At 59.5% G+C, this 18,230-nt stretch carries 15 protein-coding genes; 3 read left to right on the top strand and 12 right to left on the bottom strand.

Going from position 1 to position 18,230, the window contains the following annotated elements; all coding sequences use genetic code 11:
- Positions 1 to 179: 179 nt before the first annotated feature.
- From J3D54_RS19120 to J3D54_RS19095, 6 genes are read right to left on the bottom strand one after another with little or no spacing between them, the layout of a single operon-like run.
- Complete coding sequence (locus J3D54_RS19120) at positions 180 to 1,922, bottom strand: ABC transporter substrate-binding protein (protein WP_253421475.1); 1,743 nt, start codon at positions 1,920 to 1,922, stop codon at positions 180 to 182.
- 47 nt (positions 1,923 to 1,969) lie between these two features.
- On the bottom strand, positions 1,970 to 2,242 hold the full coding sequence (locus J3D54_RS19115) for a DUF2160 domain-containing protein (protein ID WP_253421472.1): 273 nt from the start codon (positions 2,240 to 2,242) through the stop codon (positions 1,970 to 1,972).
- A 10-nt stretch (positions 2,243 to 2,252) separates the two neighbouring features.
- The gene (locus tag J3D54_RS19110; protein ID WP_253421470.1) at positions 2,253 to 3,053 is read right to left on the bottom strand and encodes a carbohydrate ABC transporter permease; all 801 of its coding nucleotides are present in this window, start codon (positions 3,051 to 3,053) and stop codon (positions 2,253 to 2,255) included.
- Between the two features lie 8 nt (positions 3,054 to 3,061).
- Entirely contained in the window at positions 3,062 to 3,928 is an 867-nt protein-coding gene (locus J3D54_RS19105; protein ID WP_253421468.1) for a carbohydrate ABC transporter permease, read from the bottom strand.
- Positions 3,925 to 5,022, bottom strand: a complete 1,098-nt coding sequence (locus tag J3D54_RS19100; protein ID WP_253421466.1) for an ABC transporter ATP-binding protein — start codon at positions 5,020 to 5,022, stop codon at positions 3,925 to 3,927. Before J3D54_RS19100 ends, J3D54_RS19105 begins: the two co-directional genes overlap by 4 nt.
- Positions 5,022 to 6,116 (bottom strand): ABC transporter ATP-binding protein, encoded by a 1,095-nt coding sequence (locus tag J3D54_RS19095; protein WP_253421464.1) that lies wholly within the window; start codon positions 6,114 to 6,116, stop codon positions 5,022 to 5,024. The genes J3D54_RS19100 and J3D54_RS19095 overlap by 1 nt, the downstream gene beginning before the upstream one ends.
- A 278-nt stretch (positions 6,117 to 6,394) precedes the next feature.
- On the opposite strand from J3D54_RS19095, the gene J3D54_RS19090 reads away from it, so the two are divergent.
- Positions 6,395 to 8,290 carry a sigma-54-dependent Fis family transcriptional regulator gene (locus tag J3D54_RS19090; protein WP_253421462.1) on the top strand — a complete coding sequence of 632 codons (1,896 nt, stop codon included), beginning with the start codon at positions 6,395 to 6,397 and terminating at the stop codon, positions 8,288 to 8,290.
- A 192-nt stretch (positions 8,291 to 8,482) separates the two neighbouring features.
- Here the strand turns inward: J3D54_RS19090 and cysS are convergent, their stop codons facing one another.
- Both cysS and J3D54_RS19080 read right to left on the bottom strand, forming a co-directional pair.
- Positions 8,483 to 9,865 (bottom strand): cysteine--tRNA ligase, encoded by a 1,383-nt coding sequence (gene cysS / locus J3D54_RS19085; protein WP_105343972.1) that lies wholly within the window; start codon positions 9,863 to 9,865, stop codon positions 8,483 to 8,485.
- A 20-nt stretch (positions 9,866 to 9,885) separates the two neighbouring features.
- A complete protein-coding gene (locus J3D54_RS19080) occupies positions 9,886 to 11,583 on the bottom strand; it encodes a glutamine--tRNA ligase/YqeY domain fusion protein (RefSeq protein ID WP_253421460.1) in 1,698 nt (565 codons plus the stop codon).
- A 262-nt stretch (positions 11,584 to 11,845) separates the two neighbouring features.
- On the opposite strand from J3D54_RS19080, the gene J3D54_RS19075 reads away from it, so the two are divergent.
- Both J3D54_RS19075 and lpxH read left to right on the top strand, forming a co-directional pair.
- A complete protein-coding gene (locus tag J3D54_RS19075) occupies positions 11,846 to 12,349 on the top strand; it encodes a peptidylprolyl isomerase (RefSeq protein WP_253421457.1) in 504 nt (167 codons plus the stop codon).
- Positions 12,346 to 13,098: a UDP-2,3-diacylglucosamine diphosphatase gene (gene lpxH, locus J3D54_RS19070; protein WP_253421454.1), complete on the top strand. Its 753-nt coding sequence runs from the start codon at positions 12,346 to 12,348 to the stop codon at positions 13,096 to 13,098. The genes J3D54_RS19075 and lpxH overlap by 4 nt, the downstream gene beginning before the upstream one ends.
- Positions 13,099 to 13,221: 123 nt before the next feature.
- Here the strand turns inward: lpxH and J3D54_RS19065 are convergent, their stop codons facing one another.
- The 4 genes from J3D54_RS19065 to J3D54_RS19050 form a co-directional block, all read right to left on the bottom strand.
- Complete coding sequence (locus tag J3D54_RS19065) at positions 13,222 to 14,751, bottom strand: DHA2 family efflux MFS transporter permease subunit (protein ID WP_253421444.1); 1,530 nt, start codon at positions 14,749 to 14,751, stop codon at positions 13,222 to 13,224.
- A 129-nt stretch (positions 14,752 to 14,880) separates the two neighbouring features.
- Positions 14,881 to 16,083 carry an HlyD family efflux transporter periplasmic adaptor subunit gene (locus tag J3D54_RS19060; protein WP_253421442.1) on the bottom strand — a complete coding sequence of 401 codons (1,203 nt, stop codon included), beginning with the start codon at positions 16,081 to 16,083 and terminating at the stop codon, positions 14,881 to 14,883.
- 15 nt (positions 16,084 to 16,098) lie between these two features.
- Complete coding sequence (locus J3D54_RS19055) at positions 16,099 to 17,568, bottom strand: efflux transporter outer membrane subunit (RefSeq protein ID WP_253421440.1); 1,470 nt, start codon at positions 17,566 to 17,568, stop codon at positions 16,099 to 16,101.
- Positions 17,558 to 18,037, bottom strand: a complete 480-nt coding sequence (locus tag J3D54_RS19050) for a MarR family winged helix-turn-helix transcriptional regulator (RefSeq protein WP_007940922.1) — start codon at positions 18,035 to 18,037, stop codon at positions 17,558 to 17,560. Before J3D54_RS19050 ends, J3D54_RS19055 begins: the two co-directional genes overlap by 11 nt.
- Positions 18,038 to 18,230 lie beyond the last annotated feature (193 nt).

Genomic DNA, 18,230 nt, shown 5'->3' with positions numbered 1-18,230 from the left:
TCATTGACTGTCCCACCGCTATCGCGGGCAAGCCCGGCTCCCACAGGTTTAGCGGTGTACACAACGTTTGCCGGCACTGCGCAATACTGTGGGAGCGGGCTTGCCCGCGATGGCGGACTATCAAGCACAAAAAAAAAACGGCACCTTCCGGTGCCGTTCGCGTTTCACATTACAGCCTCTTACTTCCGTGCATCAGCCCACGACTTCAGCAGTTCGTTGTAGCTCACGGTTTCACCTTTAGGTTTCTCGTTCGCCAGTTTCGGCTTCGGTGCGCCCGGTTGGTCGAACCAGTACTGCGCATCGCGCTCGGGGTTCATTTTTGGCGCGCACACGGCTTGCGCTTTCGAACGTTCCAGGCGGGACATGATTGCGTCCTGATCCTTGGCCAGGCCATCCAGCGCTTGTTGCGGGGTTTTCTCGCCGCTGGCGGCTTCGGCGATGTGGCTCCACCACAACTGCGCCAGACGCGGATAGTCCGGCACGTTGGTCCCGGTCGGTGTCCATTGCACCCGGGCCGGGCTGCGATAGAACTCCACCAGACCACCGAGCTTCGGCGCCAGATCAGTCATGGCTTGCGAGTTGATGTCCGACTCGCGGATCGGTGTCAGGCCGACGATGGTTTTCTTCAGCGACACGGTTTTCGAGGTCACGAACTGCGCGTACAGCCAGGCCGCGAGCTTCTGTTTCTCAGGCGTGGACTTCATGAACGTCCACGAACCCACGTCCTGATACCCCAACTTCATGCCCTCCTCCCAGTACGGCCCCCTCGGCGACGGCGCCATGCGCCACTTCGGCGTACCGTCGGCGTTCACCACCGGCAGGCCCGGTTTGGTCATGTCGGCGGTAAAGGCGGAGTACCAGAAGATCTGTTGGGCGATGTTGCCTTGAGACGGTACCGGACCAGACTCGGAAAAGGTCATGCCCGCTGCTTCCGGCGGCGCGTAGGCCTTCATCCAGTCGACATATTTCTGCGTCGCGAACACCGCCGCCGGGCCGTTGGTGTCGCCGCCGCGGGTCACGCTGGAACCGACCGGATGACAGTCCTCGACGCGAATGCCCCACTCGTCCACCGGCAAGCCGTTGGGCAGTCCCTTGTCACCGCCGCCGGCCATGGAGAACCAGGCATCGGTGAACCGCCAGCCCAGGGACGGATCCTTCTTGCCGTAGTCCATGTGCCCATAAATGCGTTTGCCGTCGATTTCCTTGACGTCTTCGCTGAAGAATTTGGCGATGTCTTCATAGGCCGACCAGTTCACCGGCACGCCCAATTCGTAGCCGTACTTTTCTTTGAATTTTGCTTTCAGGTCCGCCCGCTCGAACCAGTCGGCGCGGAACCAATACAGGTTGGCGAACTGCTGGTCAGGCAGCTGATAGATCTTGCCGTCCGGCGCGGTGGTGAAGGAAATGCCGATGAAGTCCTTGATGTCGAGGGTCGGCGAGGTGAAGTTCTTGCCTTCGTTGGCCATCAGGTCGGTGATCGACTCGGTCTTGCCATAGCGAAAGTGCGTACCGATCAGGTCCGAGTCGTTGACCCAACCGTCATAGATGCTCTTGTCCGACTGCATCACGGTCTGCAGCTTTTCCACCACATCGCCTTCTTGCAGCAGGTCGTGGGTGACTTTGATCCCGGTGATCTCGGTGAAGGCCTTGGCCAGCACCTTGGACTCGTATTCATGGGTGGTCAGGGTTTCCGAGACAACCTTGATGTCCATCCCGCGAAACGGCTCGGCCGCCTTGATGAACCACTTCAATTCCGCGAGTTGCTGATCGGCCGTCAGGGTGGACGGTTTGAATTCGCTGCCGATCCACTTTTTCGCAGCGTCTTCGTAGGCATCAGCCCAGGCCGATGCGCTCAAACCGCTGAGTGCCAGCATGGCTGCCAATGAAATGCTATGTCGCAGCTTATTGTTTTTGTCGAACATAGAGACCTCCTGTTTAGGTTTTGGAGCGCGATTGCCGAGCGATTCGACTAGCCCCAACGCATCACAGCCAACAGCCACACCACAGACAACGCGAACGCTATCCAGATGCTCCAGTCGGTGACGCCGATTACCAGCAAATGCAGGTAGGCGCTGCCGAGAAGACCGATAAACAAGCGATCGCCACGGGTGGTGGCAATCGGCAGAAGACCTTTTCGAAGAATGCTTGGTGAACGCAATTCCCAGGTGGTCATGCCCACCAGAATCAAGGCAATGACGCCGAAGAACGCCGCCGTGGGGGCGGTCCAACTCATCCATTCCATCATCAGCTCCTCAGACACGGCCCAGGGCAAAGCCCTTGGCCACATGATTGCGAACGAACCAGATCACCAGCATGCCCGGCAGGATGGTCAACACCCCCGCTGCCGCCAGCACGCCCCAGTCGATGCCCGACGCCGAGACCGTGCGGGTCATCACCGCCGCGATAGGTTTGGCGTTCACCGAAGTCAGCGTCCGCGCCAGCAACAGTTCGACCCAGGAAAACATGAAGCAGAAAAACGCCGTGACACCGATCCCGGAGCCAATCAGCGGAACGAAAATCTTCACGAAGAACTTGGGAAAGCTGTAGCCATCGATGTAGGCCGTTTCGTCGATTTCCTTGGGAACACCAGACATGAAGCCCTCAAGAATCCACACCGCCAGCGGCACGTTAAACAGACAGTGAGCCAACGCCACCGCGATGTGCGTGTCGAACAACCCGATCGAGGAATACAGCTGGAAGAACGGCAGCAGGAACACCGCCGGCGGTGCCATGCGGTTGGTCAGCAGCCAGAAAAACAGGTGCTTGTCACCGAGAAAGCGGTAACGGGAAAACGCATAGGCCGCCGGTAACGCCACGGTCAAGGAGATGATCGTGTTCATGCTGACGTAGTACGCCGAGTTGAGGTAGCCGGCGTACCAGCTCGGGTCGGTGAAGATCACCTTGTAGTTGGCGAAGGTGAAATCCCGGGGAAAAAGCGTCAGGCCACCGAGGATTTCGGTGTTGCTCTTGAAGGACATGTTCAGCAGCCAGTAGATCGGCACCAACAGGAACAGGATGTAGACCAGCAGCGGGATCAGCTTTCTCTTGCTCATGGCGGGCCTCACCGATTGGCGTCAGAGTGAGTCATGGCGGTGTAGAACAGCCACGACACCAACAGGATGATCAGGAAGTACACCAGCGAGAAAGCCGCCGCCGGGCCGAGGTCGAATTGGCCTACGGCCATTTGGGTCAAGGTCTGACTCAAGAAGGTCGTGGCATTACCCGGGCCGCCACCGGTCAACACGAACGGCTCGGTGTAGATCATGAAACTGTCCATGAACCGCAGCATCACCGCGATCAGCAGCACGCTCTTGAGCTTGGGCAATTGGATGTGCCGGAACACCGCCCAGGCCGACGCCCGATCGATCCGCGCCGCTTGGTAATACACGTCCGGAATCGCCCGCAGTCCGGAGAAACACAACAACGCCACCAGCGACGTCCAGTGCCAGACGTCCATCACCAACACCGTGACCCAGGCGTCCATGGTGTTGGCCGCGTAGTTGTAGCTGATGCCCATGCCGTTGAGGCTGGACCCGAGCAGGCCAATGTCGGCCCGACCGAAAATCTGCCAAATAGTGCCGACCACGTTCCATGGAATCAGCAGTGGAATCGCCAGAATAATCAGCACCAGCGACGACCAGCGTCCCTTGATCGGCATGGTCAGGGCGATGGCGATGCCCAACGGGATTTCGATCAACAACACACAGCCGGAATAGATGAACTGACGCAGCAGCGAGTCATGCAGCCGTGGATCGAGCAGCACCTGCTTGTACCAATCAGCACCGACGAAGTAGCGGCTGGACTGGTCGAAAATGTCCTGCACCGAGTAGTTGACCACGGTCATCATCGGGATCACCGCACTGAACGCCACCAGCAGGAACACCGGCAACACCAGCCACCAGGCCTTGTTGTTCTGCACCTTGTTCATGGCAGCACCTCCAGCAAGTAATCGTCGGCGTAGACCATCAGCCATTGCCCCGGGAAACTGATGTACGCCGTGCCGTCGGGCACCGGTTTGTCCTCGGCCAGGCGTACTTTCAGCGGCACGCCGTCGAGGTTCAGGGTCATGATTTTGTAGGTGCCCAGGTCTTCGACGTGTACGACCTGGGCCTGCATCGCTTCATCAAAGGATTCTTCCCACACATGAACGAACTCCGGACGGATGCCGACCTTCAGGGTTTTCCATTCGGACTCGGCGATTCGTTTCTGCATCGCGTCGGACAACGGCAAGTGGGTCCCGGCAAAACCGACACCACCGGGTTGCGGTTGAACCTCGATCAGGTTCATCCCCGGGCTGCCGATGAAATAACCGACAAAGGTGTGGCTCGGCCGCTCGAACAATTCCCGTGGCGTACCGAACTGCACGATCTGCCCGCCATACATCACCGCGATCTTGTCGGCGAAGGTCGAGGCTTCGAGCTGATCGTGGGTGACGTAGACCATGGTGATGTTGAACTGCTCGTGGATCTGCTTGAGCTTGCGTCGCAGCTTCCACTTCAGGTGCGGGTCGATCACCGTCAGCGGTTCATCGAAGAGGATCGCCGACACGTCATCACGCACCAATCCACGGCCCATGGAGACTTTCTGTTTTTCATCGGCAGTAAGGTTGCGCGCCTTCTTGTGCAGCAATGCCTGAAGGTCGAGGACTTCAGCGATTTCATGCACCTTGCTGTAAATTTTCGCTTCGACCATGCCCTGATTGCGCAGCGGAAAGGCCAGGTTGTCGAACACCGTCATGGTGTCGTAGACCACCGGAAACTGGAAAACCTGGGCGATGTTGCGCTTTTCCGGGGTCAGTTCGTTGACCACTTTGCTGTCGAACAGCACTTGGCCCTGGGACGGGCTGAGCAACCCGGAAATGATGTTGAGCAAGGTCGACTTGCCGCACCCCGAAGGCCCGAGCAGCGCATAAGCGCCGCCCTGCTCCCAGACGTGGTCCATTTCGCGAATCGCGTAATCCTCAGGGCCGGTCGGCGTAGGGGTGTAGCTGTGGGCAAGGTTCTGCAAACGGATTTCGGCCATCAGGCAACCCTCGCAATGCGGCGACCGGGCGCCTGAACCAGCCGCCCCTGCCTATCGAACACAAACAGTTTATGGGTCGGGATATAGATGCGAATCGGCGCGTCGACATCGTATTCATGAACACCCGGCAAATGCAGCACCAGCAGGAAATACTCGTTGCGCACATGCAGGAAGGTTTCCGAACCGCTGATCTCGGCCACCTCGACGGTCACCGCCAGTTCCAGATCGTCGTCGTTGCTCGGCACCAGCGAAATGTGGCTGGGGCGCACGCCGAAACGGAACTCGCCCTCGCCCACCGGACGTAGATCGACGTTCAACGGGAAATGCACAAAATTGGCAAAACTGACTTCGTTGCCGGCGATGCGCCCCGGCATCAGGTTGATCGGCGGCTCGGAGAACAGCTCCGCCGCCAGCACCGTTTGCGGCTGGTGATAAACCTCGGAGGACTTGCCGCTCTGAATCACCCGACCTTCGTGAAGAATCGTGGTAGTGCCGCCCAGCGCCAGGGCTTCGTTGGGTTCGGTGGTGGCGTAAATCGCGATGGTATTGCGCGCCTTGAACAGCTCGCGCATTTCCTGGCGCAGCTCTTCGCGCAGCTTGTAGTCGAGGTTGACCAGCGGCTCGTCGAACAGAATCAGTTCGGCGTCCTTGACCAGCGCCCGAGCCATGGCTGTGCGCTGTTGCTGGCCGCCGGAAAGTTCCAGTGGATGGCGCTGAAGGAATTTCTCGATGCGCAGCATCTTTGCGGTTTCCAGCACTTTGCTCTGGATCAGCTCATTGGCAACGCCGCCCTGACGCAGCGGCGAGGCGATGTTCTCGAACACCGTCATGGTCGGGTAATTGATGAACTGCTGATAGACCATCGACACGTTGCGCAAACGCACCGGACGTTGGGTGACATCGACGCCGTTCATCAGGATGCGGCCGCTGTCGGGCTTGTCCAGACCGGCCATCAGGCGCATGAGGCTGGTTTTGCCGGACAACGTGCGACCGAGCAAAACGTTGAACGATCCGGGTTCGAAATTAAGGCACGCATCGTCGATCCAGGTCTGGCCTTCGATGGTGCGGCTGACGTGCTCCAGGATTAGTGACATGGCTCGGCCTTTTTATTATTGGAGTCAAGCGACCGGAGCTACATAGCGACATCCGTGCCAGAAATCTCAAGCGTTTGATCCGGCTCGAAATTCCATCAGAGGAGATTGAAAACGCGTTCGTTGCTGAACAGAAATGAACAACCACGAATGAACAACTGAACAATTCAACGATTGACAATGAACAAATGTGAACAACACTCTACGGATGTTTTTTGCGTGGCCCTCACGTGATGCAAAACCCATAAAAACAATAAAAGCTTGCTCAGAGATCGACCGCCATGGCCGTACCTGCATCAAAGCTCTCCCACGACGCCATCATCCAGGACTCCTGGTCCCGCTGCCGCGCGTTCGGGCTCGATCATCAGAGCGCTCCGGCGTTCGACCAACTGCCGGCAGACGGCATCGCCCAATTGCTGGAGAGCCAGCATTCCCTGGTGCAGACCACCCATCAGGAAGTCCTGCCGTATTACGAAAACATCCTCAGTAACTCCAATTGCCTGATCATGCTCGCCGACAATCACGGCCAGGTGCTGACGTCGTGGGGCACCCAGCGTTTCATCGAGCCGAGCCTGGCCCGTGGTTTCAGTGTCGGCGCCAGCTGGATGGAGCATTGCAGCGGGACCAATGCAATCGGCACCGCACTGGCCTGCGAGCAGGCCGTGCACATCGAGCACGATGAACATTTCCTCAAGGCCAACCGCTTCATGACCGGTTCCGCCGCGCCGATTTTCGATGCCGAGCGCAAGGTAATCGCGGTGCTGGATGTGTCCAGCGACAGCTACCTGCCGCCCTCCCACACGCTGGGCATGGTCAAGATGATGAGCCAGACCGTGGAGAACCGGCTGATCCTCAACCTGTTCCACGGCCAGCATTTCCAGTTGATCTTCAACAGCGGGTTGAACAACCTCGACAGCCAGTGGGCCGGGTTGCTGATCTTCGACGAGACCGGTCAGGTACTGTCGGCCAATCGCCGGGCCGATAATCTGCTGGGCATCAGCCTGTCGCGGGTCAGCGTCGAAAGCCTGTTCAAAGTATCGTTGATGGAGCTGCTGAACCAGCCGGACGGCCTGCCGTTTTCCCTGCAAGCCTTGGGACGAGGCCGTTTCCAGTGCGTGCTGAAACGACCGAAACAGGCGTCGATTCAGGCGCGGCTGTTTTCGGAAATAAAGAGCACTGAAACGAAAAGCACTGAAACAAAGAGCGCTGAGACAGAGAATGCTAACCCCAACCCGGCAGTACCTGCCGCAATCAACCTCAACACCCTGCACTTTGGCGACAGTCGCGTGGACAAAGCCGTGCGTCAGGCCGAGCGCTTGCTGGAAAAGGACATTCCATTGTTGATTCACGGGGAAACCGGGGTCGGCAAGGAAGTCTTCGTCAAAGCCCTGCACCACGCCAGCTCACGCAGCAAACAACCGCTCATTGCCGTCAACTGTGCAGCGATCCCCGCCGAACTGGTGGAGTCAGAGCTATTTGGCTACGAGAAAGGTGCGTTCACCGGTGCCAACCAGAAAGGCAGCATCGGGCTGATCCGCAAGGCCGACAAAGGCACGCTGTTCCTCGATGAAATCGGCGACATGCCGCTGCCGACTCAGGCTCGATTGCTGAGGGTGTTGCAGGAGCGTTGCGTGCAACCGGTGGGCAGCAGCGAGTTGTTCCCGGTGGACATCCGGATCATCTCGGCGACCAACCGCTCATTGCGCGAGCAGGTGCAGTTGGGGCGGTTTCGTGAGGATTTGTATTACCGCATCGGCGGCTTGACCCTGGAACTGCCACCGCTCAGGGAACGCAGTGACAAGCAGGCGCTGTTCAAGCGCTTGTGGGAACAACACCGTGAACCGTCGCAGTGGGCCGGGTTAAGCCCCGAGGTGTTGGAGCTTTTCGGCCGCCATCCATGGCCGGGGAATTTGCGCCAGGTCAGTAGCGTGATGCAGGTAGCGCTGGCCATGGCCGAGGAACAACCGGTGCGGCCGGAGCATTTGCCGGATGATTTCTTTGTTGATTTGGAGATGGAGCCGGTGGACTTACCGGAGCCGTTGGCGGTGGATTTGAATGATGCCGAGGATTTGAATCGGCAGTTGCAGGCGGCTGGGGGGAATATTTCGCACTTGGCCCGGAGGTTGGGCGTTAGCCGCAATACCCTATATAAGCGGCTGCGCCAGTCAGAAAGCTGACTGCTGCGCAGTCAATCGCGGGCAAGCCCGCTCCCACAGGGTTATGAGTCGTTCACAAAATCGGAATCCACCTCCATCACTGTGGGAGCGGGCTTGCCCGCGATAGCGTCAGCCGAAGCACCGCTGCACTTGAGCCCTGCGCACAAACAAAAACCCGCACAAGGCGGGTTTTGTTTGTAGCCAATCAAGCAATCAGTCAGCCAGACGCCAGGTCGTCCCACCCTTCCCATCTTCCAGCACCACGCCCATAGCGGTGAGCTGGTCGCGGATGCGGTCGGATTCGGCCCAGTCCTTGTTGGCACGAGCGGTCAGGCGCGCCTGGATCAGTGCATCAACTTCAGCCGCATCGACCCGCCCTTCGGCACCGGCCTGCAGGAAGTCATCCGCCTCAAGCTGCAACACACCCAGCACGCTGGCCAGCTCTTTCAAGCGCGCCGCCAGACCGGCCGCCGCATCAAGATCGCTCTCGCGTAGACGGTTGATCTCGCGGACCATCTCGAACAGCACTGCGCAGGCTTCCGGCGTGCCGAAGTCGTCGTTCATCACCTGGGTGAAACGCTCGACGAAGGCTTCGCCACCCGCCGGCGCTACCTTTGGCAGGCCTTTCAACGCATGGTAGAAACGCTCGAGTGCGCCCTTGGCGTCCTTGAGGTTGTCTTCCGAATAGTTGATCGCGCTGCGGTAGTGGCTCGACACCAGCAGGTAACGCACGACTTCCGGGTGGTACTTGTCGAGCACGTCGCGAATGGTGAAGAAGTTGTTCAAGGACTTGGACATCTTCTCGCCATTGATGCGAATCATGCCGCAATGCATCCACGCGTTGGCGTAGGTCTTGCCGGTGGCCGCTTCGCTCTGGGCGATTTCGTTTTCGTGGTGCGGGAACTCGAGGTCGCTGCCGCCGCCATGAATGTCGAAGGTCTCACCGAGGCAGCAGGTGGACATCACCGAGCATTCGATGTGCCAGCCCGGACGCCCGGCGCCCCACGGCGACTCCCAGCTCGGTTCGCCCGGCTTGGCGGCTTTCCACAGCACGAAGTCCAGCGGGTCCTGCTTGGACTCGTCGACTTCGATCCGCGCGCCGATGCGCAGGTCTTCGATCTTCTTGCGCGACAGCTTGCCGTAGCCCATGAACTTGGCGACGCGGTAGTACACGTCGCCATTGCCCGGTGCGTAGGCGTAGCCCTTGTCGATCAGGGTCTGGATCATCGCGTGCATGCCCGGGATGTGATCCGTGGCACGCGGCTCCATGTCCGGCTTTTTGATGTTCAGGCGCGCTTCATCTTCGTGCATCGCCGCGATCATGCGCTCGGTCAAGGCCTCGAACGACTCGCCGTTCTCGTTGGCCCGATTGATGATCTTGTCGTCGATATCGGTGATGTTGCGCACGTAAGTCAGGTCGTAACCGCTGAACCGCAACCAGCGGGTCACCAGGTCGAATGCGACCATGCTGCGGCCGTGGCCCAGGTGGCAGTAGTCATATACGGTCATTCCGCAGACGTACATGCGCACCTTGTTGCCATCCAGCGGCTTGAAGACTTCTTTGCTCTTGGTGAGCGTGTTGTAGATCGTAAGCACGACAGTTCCTTAAAACTTGATCACTGGCCCCACGAATCACGCAGGGTCACGGTACGGTTGAATACCGGAGCGCCCGGTTTCGAGTCCTTGATATCCGCGACGAAGTAACCTTCGCGCTCGAACTGGAAACGGTCTTCCGGCTGTGCGTTGCCCAACGAGGGTTCAGCACGACAACCGGTGAGGACTTGCAGTGAGTCAGGGTTGATGTTGTCCAGGAAACTGGCGCTATCTTCGGCCTTCTCCGGGTTCGGAGAACGGAACAGACGATCGTACAGACGCACTTCGCACTCGACGCTGGCCGCTGCCGGCACCCAGTGCACTACGCCTTTGACCTTGCGGCCTTCAGGGTTCTTGCCCAGGGTGTCCGGATCGTAGGAGCAACGCAGTTCGACGATGTTGCCATCGGCGTCCTTGATCGCTTCGTCGGCACGAATCACGTAGCTGCCGCGCAGACGCACTTCGCCGTTCGGCTCCAGGCGCTTGTAGCCTTTTGGTGGCTCTTCCATGAAGTCTTCACGGTCGATGTAGAGCTCACGGGCGAACGGCAGGACGCGCACGCCCATGTCTTCTTTCGGGTGGCACGCCAGTTCGAGGTTCTCGACCTGACCTTCCGGGTAGTTGGTGATCACGACTTTCAGCGGACGCAGCACGCACATGGCGCGTGGAGCGCTGTGGTCGAGGTCGTCACGGATGCTGAATTCGAGCATGCCGAAATCCACCACGCCGTCGGAACGGTTGGTGCCGATCATTTCGCAGAAGTTGCGGATCGATTTCGGCGTGTAGCCACGGCGGCGGAAGCCCGACAGCGTGGACATGCGCGGATCGTCCCAGCCATTGACGTGTTTTTCATCGACCAGTTGCTTGAGCTTGCGCTTGCTGGTGATGGTGTAGTTCAGGTTCAGACGGCTGAACTCGTACTGACGCGGGTGCGCCGGCACTGGCAGGTTGTCGAGGAACCAGTCGTACAGTGGACGATGGCTTTCGAACTCCAGGGTGCAGATCGAGTGGGTGATGCCTTCGATGGCGTCCGACTGACCGTGGGTGAAGTCATAGTTGGGGTAGATGCACCACTTGTCACCGGTTTGGTGGTGATGCGCGTGACGGATGCGATACATGATCGGGTCGCGCAGGTTCATGTTCGGCGAGGCCATGTCGATCTTGGCCCGCAGCACACGTGCGCCGTCCGGGAACTCACCGGCGCGCATGCGGGCGAACAGGTCGAGGTTTTCTTCAACCGAGCGGTCGCGGAACGGGCTGTTCTTGCCCGGCTCGGTCAGGCTGCCACGGTATTCCTTGGCTTGTTCGGGGGTCAGGTCGTCGACGTAGGCCTTGCCGGCCTTGATCAGCTCTACCGCCCAGTCGTGCAACTGGTCGAAATATTGCGAGGCATAGCGCACTTCACCGGACCATTCGAAGCCCAGCCATTTGACGTCGCTTTCGATCGCGTCGATGTATTCCTGGTCTTCCTTGGCCGGGTTGGTGTCGTCGAAACGCAGGTGCGTGACGCCGCCGAACTCCTGGGCCAGACCGAAGTTCACACAGATCGACTTGGCGTGACCGATGTGCAGGTAGCCATTGGGCTCAGGCGGGAAACGAGTAACGATCTGCGTGTGCTTACCCGAGTCCAGGTCCGCCTGGATGATCGGGCGCAGGAAATTGACCGGCACGGCAGGGCCGGTCTTGGAATTCGAGGTAGGGTCGACAGTGGGCTTGCTCATAGGATCCTTGAACGTACAAGTGCGCGGCCAGTTGGCCAAATCAAAGCGGCTGTTATAAATCAAAGGGGCTTATCATAGCCGATGCTGTCAAGTGGCTGACAGAGCAGGCCGGCAATCGGTTGCATTTAATCGGCCGGCGATGAAAAACAGCCTCGAAATTCACGCCCGGCACGCTAAACTGCGCACCTTGGCCGCCACTGGCCGGACCGGTTGAGGGCTGTAGAGCCCCGAAACCCACGAATTCCTAGAATGAGTACCCATCATGACCAAAGTCAAACTGTCTACCAACTTCGGCGACATCGTCCTGCAACTGAATGCTGAAAAGGCACCGCTGACCGTTGCCAACTTCATCGAATACGTCAAGGCCGGTCACTACGAAAACACTGTTTTCCACCGCGTCATCGGTAACTTCATGATCCAGGGCGGCGGTTTCGAACCAGGCATGAAAGAAAAGAAAGACAAGCGCCCAAGCATCCAGAACGAAGCCGACAACGGCCTCCCGAACAAGAAGTACAGCGTTGCCATGGCCCGCACCATGGAGCCGCATTCGGCATCCGCGCAATTCTTCATCAACGTGGCTGACAACAGCTTCCTGAACCACAGCGCCAAGACCGTTCAGGGCTGGGGCTACGCGGTATTCGGCGAAGTGGTTGAAGGCACCGACGTCGTCGACAAGATCAAAGGCGTGGCCACCACCATGAAATCCGGCCACCAGGACGTACCCGCAGACGACGTGATCATCGAGAAAGCCGAGATCATTGAGTGATACTGCTGATTTCAGATTTACATCTGGAAGAGGAGCGCCCGGACATTACCCGGGCGTTTCTGGATTTGCTCGCCGGACGCGCCCGCTCGGCGAGTGCGTTGTACATTCTGGGTGACTTTTTCGAGGCGTGGATTGGCGACGATGCCATGACGCCGTTCCAGCGTTCCATCTGCCAGGCCCTGCGTAATTTGAGCGACAGCGGCACGGCGATTTTTCTGATGCACGGCAATCGCGACTTCATGCTGGGTAAAGCCTTCTGCAAAGCAGCCGGCTGTACCTTGCTCAAAGATCCGAGTGTCGTGCAGTTTTACGGCGAGCCGGTGCTGTTGATGCACGGCGACAGCCTCTGCACCCGCGACGAAGCGTATATGAAGCTGCGGCGCTACCTGCGCAACCCGATCACCCTGTTCATCCTGCGCCATCTGCCCTTGGGCACCCGCCATAAACTGGCGCGCAAGCTGCGCAGTGAAAGTCGTGCGCAGACGCGGATGAAGGCCAATGACATTGTCGATGTCACGCCGCAAGAAGTGCCGCGCATCATGCAGCAATACGGCGTAAAAACCCTGATCCACGGCCACACCCATCGCCCCGCCATCCACAAGTTGCAGATTGGCGAGCAGGCGGCCAAGCGTATTGTGCTGGGGGATTGGGATCGTCAAGGCTGGGCGTTGCAGGTGGATGAGCAAGGGTTTGCGTTGGCGCCGTTTGATTTCACCCCGCCGCCGCAACTGGCAGCACCCGCAAACTAACGGCCAAACACAAAACTTGTGGGAGCGGGCTTGCCCGCGATGACAGTGGGTCAGTCGACAACGTTGTTGAATGTGATTCCGCTATCGCGGGCAAGCCCGCTCCCACAGGGGGTTGTGTTTATCTCAATGACCGGCAGAAGCCGGCCCCGCCTTCGCCGCAAACGGCGGTTTCGCCAGCCACACCAGCAGAATCAAGCCCATGAACGCCCACCCCAGCAACGTGAAGTAATCCACGGTGGAGAGCATGTATGCCTGACTGGTCAGCAGATGATCCAGCTGCGCGTAGGCCGGGTTGCCCGCCCCGCCCAGCGTGTTCAATGCCTCGCGGGTCGCCGGCTCATAGGTGGTGATGCTTTCACTCAGATACGCATGGTGCTGATCGGCGCGGCGAATCCAGATCCAGGTGGTCAACGACGCCGCAAAACTACCGCCCAAGGTCCGCAGGAAGGTCGCCAGCCCCGCGCCGTCGGCAATCTGGCTCGGCGGCAGGTCCGACATCAAAATGCTCAGGGTCGGCATGAAGAACAGCGCCACGCCAATGCCCATGAACAACTGCACCAGGGCGATGTGCTGGAAGTCCACTTCGTTGGTAAACCCGGCGCGCATGAAGCAACTCAAACCGATGCAGAGGAACGCGCCACCGGCCAGCAATCGCAGGTCGAATTTGTGCGCATACTTGCCGACAAACGGCGACAGCACCACCGGCAGAATGCCGATCGGCGCCACCGCCAACCCGGCCCAAGTGGCGGTGTAGCCCATCTGGGTTTGCAGCCATTGCGGCAGGATCAGGTTGATGCCGAAGAACCCGGCGTAACCGCCCACCAGCACGATAGTGCCGATGCGGAAGTTGCGGTAGGCGAACAGCCGCAGGTTGACCACCGGGTGTTTGTCGGTCATCTCCCAGATCACAAACACCGCCAGCGCAATCACTGAAATAGCCGCGCCGATGATAATGAAATTCGACTCGAACCAGTCCAGGTCATTGCCCTTGTCGAGAATCACCTGCAATGCGCCAACGCCAATGATCAAGGTGATCAGCCCCACGTAATCCATCGGCTGGTAACTGGTCTCCACCGGACGCGCCTTGAGTTGCTGGCGCACCACCATCACCGCGAAGATCCCGATCGGAACGTTGATAAAGAAGATCCACGGCCAACTGTAGCTGTCGGTGATCCAGCCACCGAGGATGGGACCGGCAATCGGCGCCACCACCGTGACCATCGCCAGCAACGCCAGGGCCATGCCGCGCCTCGCGGGCGGATAGACCGCGATCAACAGCGTCTGGGTCATCGGGTACAACGGTCCGGCCACCAAGCCTTGCAGTACCCGAAAGCCGATCAGCTCCGGCATCGAGGTCGAGATACCGCACAGAAACGACGCCAGGACGAACAGCATCGTCGCCCACAAAAACAGTTTCACCTCACCAAAGCGCCGGCTGAGCCAACCGGTCAGCGGCAGCGCGATGGCGTTGCTCACGGCAAACGAGGTGATCACCCAGGTGCCCTGCTCCGAACTCACGCCCAGGTTGCCGGAAATCGTCGGCAAGGCCACGTTGGCGATGGTGGTGTCGAGCACTTGCATGAAGGTCGCCAGCGACAGGCCGATGGTGCTGAGCACCAGGCTGGGCGGCGAGAAAGAGGCGTTATGGCTCATCGCGAATCCTTTGGAGCTGAATTTTTTGGAGCGGGATTGGCACAGCGCCTGTTACTGACGCAGCTGACCTTGTGGGAGTGAGCTTTGTGGAGAGGGAGCTCGCTCCCACAGGGTCGGTGTGATGGCGAATCAGCGGTGCGCGGTTTTGCTGACCGCGGCGCTGTTGTCGTGGATCAATTGGGTAATCATCGCGTCAGCCTCGACCAACTGACGGTCATACACGTTGGTGCTGAACGACGCCTTTTGCGGTGGCTGTTGCGCCAGTACCGGACCGCTCTGGTCGCGCAAGTTCACATCGACCTGAGTCGACAGGCCGACCCGCAATGGGTGTTTGGCCAGCTCTTCGGCATTGATGTGAATCCGCACCGGCACCCGCTGCACGATCTTGATCCAGTTACCGGTGGCGTTCTGCGCCGGCAGCAAGGCAAACGCGCTGCCGGTCCCGGCGCCGAGGCTGTCGATGGTGCCGCTGTATTTGACGTTGCTACCGTAAAGATCGGCTTCGATGTCCACCGGCTGACCAATGCGCATGTCACGCAGTTGGGTTTCCTTGAAGTTGGCGTCGATCCATAGCTGATCCAGCGGAATCACTGCCATCAGCGCCGTGCCTGGCTGAACCCGCTGACCGAGTTGCACGGTACGTTTGGCGACATAACCGGTGACCGGCGCGATCAAGGTGCTGCGGGCATTGTTCAGGTACGCCTGACGCACTTGCGCAGCGGCGGCCATCACGTCCGGGTGCGACGACACCACAGTGTCATCGACCAGCGCGCTGGTGGTCTTGAGCTGTTGTTGGGCGTTGGCCAGAGCGTTCTGCGCTGAGGTCAGGTCATCGCGGGCGTGGGACAGTTCTTCCTGGGAAATCGCCCCGCCGGCAGCGAGATTTTTCCGACGATTGAAGTTGTCCTGAGCCTTTTGCACTTCGGCCTGCTGCGCATTGACCTGGGCTTTCATGCCGTCGACGTTGCTGTACAAGCCGCGCACCTGGCGCACGGTGCGGGCCAGGTTGGCCTGGGCGCTTTGCAAACCGACTTCGGCGTCGTTCGGGTCGAAGTTGATCAGCACCTGGCCTTCGTGGACCAGATCACCATCATCAGCACCGATGCTGACTACGGTGCCGGTGACCAACGGGGTGATTTCCACCACGTTGCCGTTCACGTAGGCGTCGTCGGTGCTTTCGCTCCAGCGACCGAAGAATTGGTGATAACCCCAGACACCGGCTCCGGCGAGGATCACCATGATGGTCAGGACAAACAGCATCACTTTGCGCTTGCGCGGGTTGCTCGTGTCTTGAGCGTTGTCAGAGGCTTGAGTTGTATCGACAGTGGCCATGACGAGTACCTTGAATTAGTTGTGCTGCGTGGCTGGGGTTGCGTTGGCTGCGGTCAGGGTGTCGCCCTGAAAACCGCCACCCAGCGCTTGCATCAGTTGGATCGACAGGTCGATCTGCTCGGCATTCAGGCTGGCCAGCTGACGCTGGGCCTGGAGCAACTGCTGCTCGATGCTGAGCACATCGAGGTAGTTACCGATGCCGGAACCGTAGCGCTGGACCACGGTGTTGTAAGAATCCTGGGCAATGTCGGTGGCGTGTTGCTGGGCGCCGATTTGCCGGCCGATATCGTGCAACTGGTTGATGGTGTCGCTGACATCGCCCAGCGCTTTCACCAGGCTTTTGTTGTACTGCGCCACCGCGAGGTCGTAATCGGCGTCGCGCGAGTCGAGGTCGGCACGCAGGCGGCCGCCGTCGAAAATCGGCACGGAAAGGGTCGGCGCGATGTTGAAGAAACGGCTCGCCGAACCAAACATCGCGTCGCCCAGTAAAGATTCGGCACCCGCCGCGGCACTCAAGTTCAAGTTGGGATAGAACTGGGTTTTGCCTGCGGCGATGTTCTTGCTCGCGGCCTCGACCCGCCAGCGCGCGGCCACCAGGTCGGGACGACGACCGAGCAGTTCGGCCGGCAACACCGACGGCAATGCAACGGCACTGGCCTGAAGGACTTTCGGCCGGGCGATTTCGTTGCCGCGATCCGGGCCTTTGCCCAGCAGCACCGCCAAGGCGATTTTCGCGCTTTGCAGACGTTTCTCGGCGTCGATCAGGCTGGCTTCGGCGCTGGCTTCCAGGCTTTCGGTCTGCTGGAACTGGTATTGACTGTCGATCCCCGAGCTCAGGCGACGCTGGCTGAGGTCGAGCATTTGTTGGGTACGTTTGAGGTCTTCGCTGGCCAGGTCATGGATGATGTGTGCCTGCCCCAGATCGCTGTAGGCGCGGGCGACGTCGGCAGACAAGGTCAGTTGCGCGGCCTGCTGATCGACTTCGGCGGCGCGGGCCTGGCCCAATGCGGCTTCCCAGGCATCGCGCTGACCGCCCCAGAGGTCGAAGGTGTAATTGAAGCTGGCGCCGAGATTACGCACGGTGGAATACGTTCCACCCTGCCCGCTCGGGTCTTTATCGCGAGCCAGACGCGAACGGCTGACACCGGCGTTGGCATCGAGGGTCGGCATCCGCGCAGCGTCGGCGGCATAAGCAGCGGCACTGGCCTGATGGGCACGGGCGTCGGCGATTTGCATGTCGGGGCTGTCGTGCAGGGCTTCGCGGATCAGGCCGTCGAGCTGCGGGTCACCGAGGCTTTGCCACCAGTCACTTTTCGGCCATGCGGCAGGCGACAGGGTCACACCGTTGAGCGACTGCCCGGCCTTGAGGTTCTTCGCATCGAGGCTGACACCTTCGGTGTTCAAGCCACTGTAACTGGCGCAACCGGCGACGCTCATGGCCAACAGCACCAGGCTCAGTCCGGTACGCAGGCGTTTACTGTTCATGGCCACCTACCCGCAGCAAGGTGATCGAGTCGCCCGCCGCTACCAGAATTTTCTTCAGGATGTGTTCCAGGGTTTTCAATTCTTCCGGGGTGATGGCGCCGGCCAGTTCGTTCATGGCATCGGCGCCGATCTGCGGCAGCTGGTCAGTCAATTGTTGGCCTTGTTCGGTCAACACCAGTTGCACCTGACGGCGGTCTGCTTCGGAGCGTTGGCGGGCGAGGAAACCTTTCTGTTCCAGACGATCGAGCATGCGGGTCATCGAACCGCTGTCCAGCGACAAGTGACGGCACAGCTCGGCCGGGGTATCGACGCCGAACTGAGCCATGATGATCAGCACTTTGAACTGCGCGGCGGTGATGCCGTGGGGTTCCATGTGCGTGTCGATGATCCGGTCCTTGAGCAGCGCGGCGCGGCCGAGCAAGAGGCCGAGATGGCAATTATGGAAATCGTATGAGGAGAAATGTTTCATCTGACCACCAATTAGCTGCCTAGGCAGTGAGTGTATGTCGAGATATTACTGCTTAGGCAGCCAATGTCAACGCAATAGTTAGGATGCTTTGTATTTGACTGATAAATGGCAGTCGAACGACCACCACAAATCCCTGTGGCGAGGGGGCTTGTCGGAACGCCGCACCGTCCCGTTCGGCTGCGAAGCAGTCGTC

The sequence above is a fragment of the Pseudomonas sp. GGS8 genome, from assembly GCF_024168645.1.
Classification (GTDB): Bacteria; Pseudomonadota; Gammaproteobacteria; order Pseudomonadales; family Pseudomonadaceae; genus Aquipseudomonas.
This window is presented reverse-complemented; position numbering and strand designations above follow the sequence as displayed.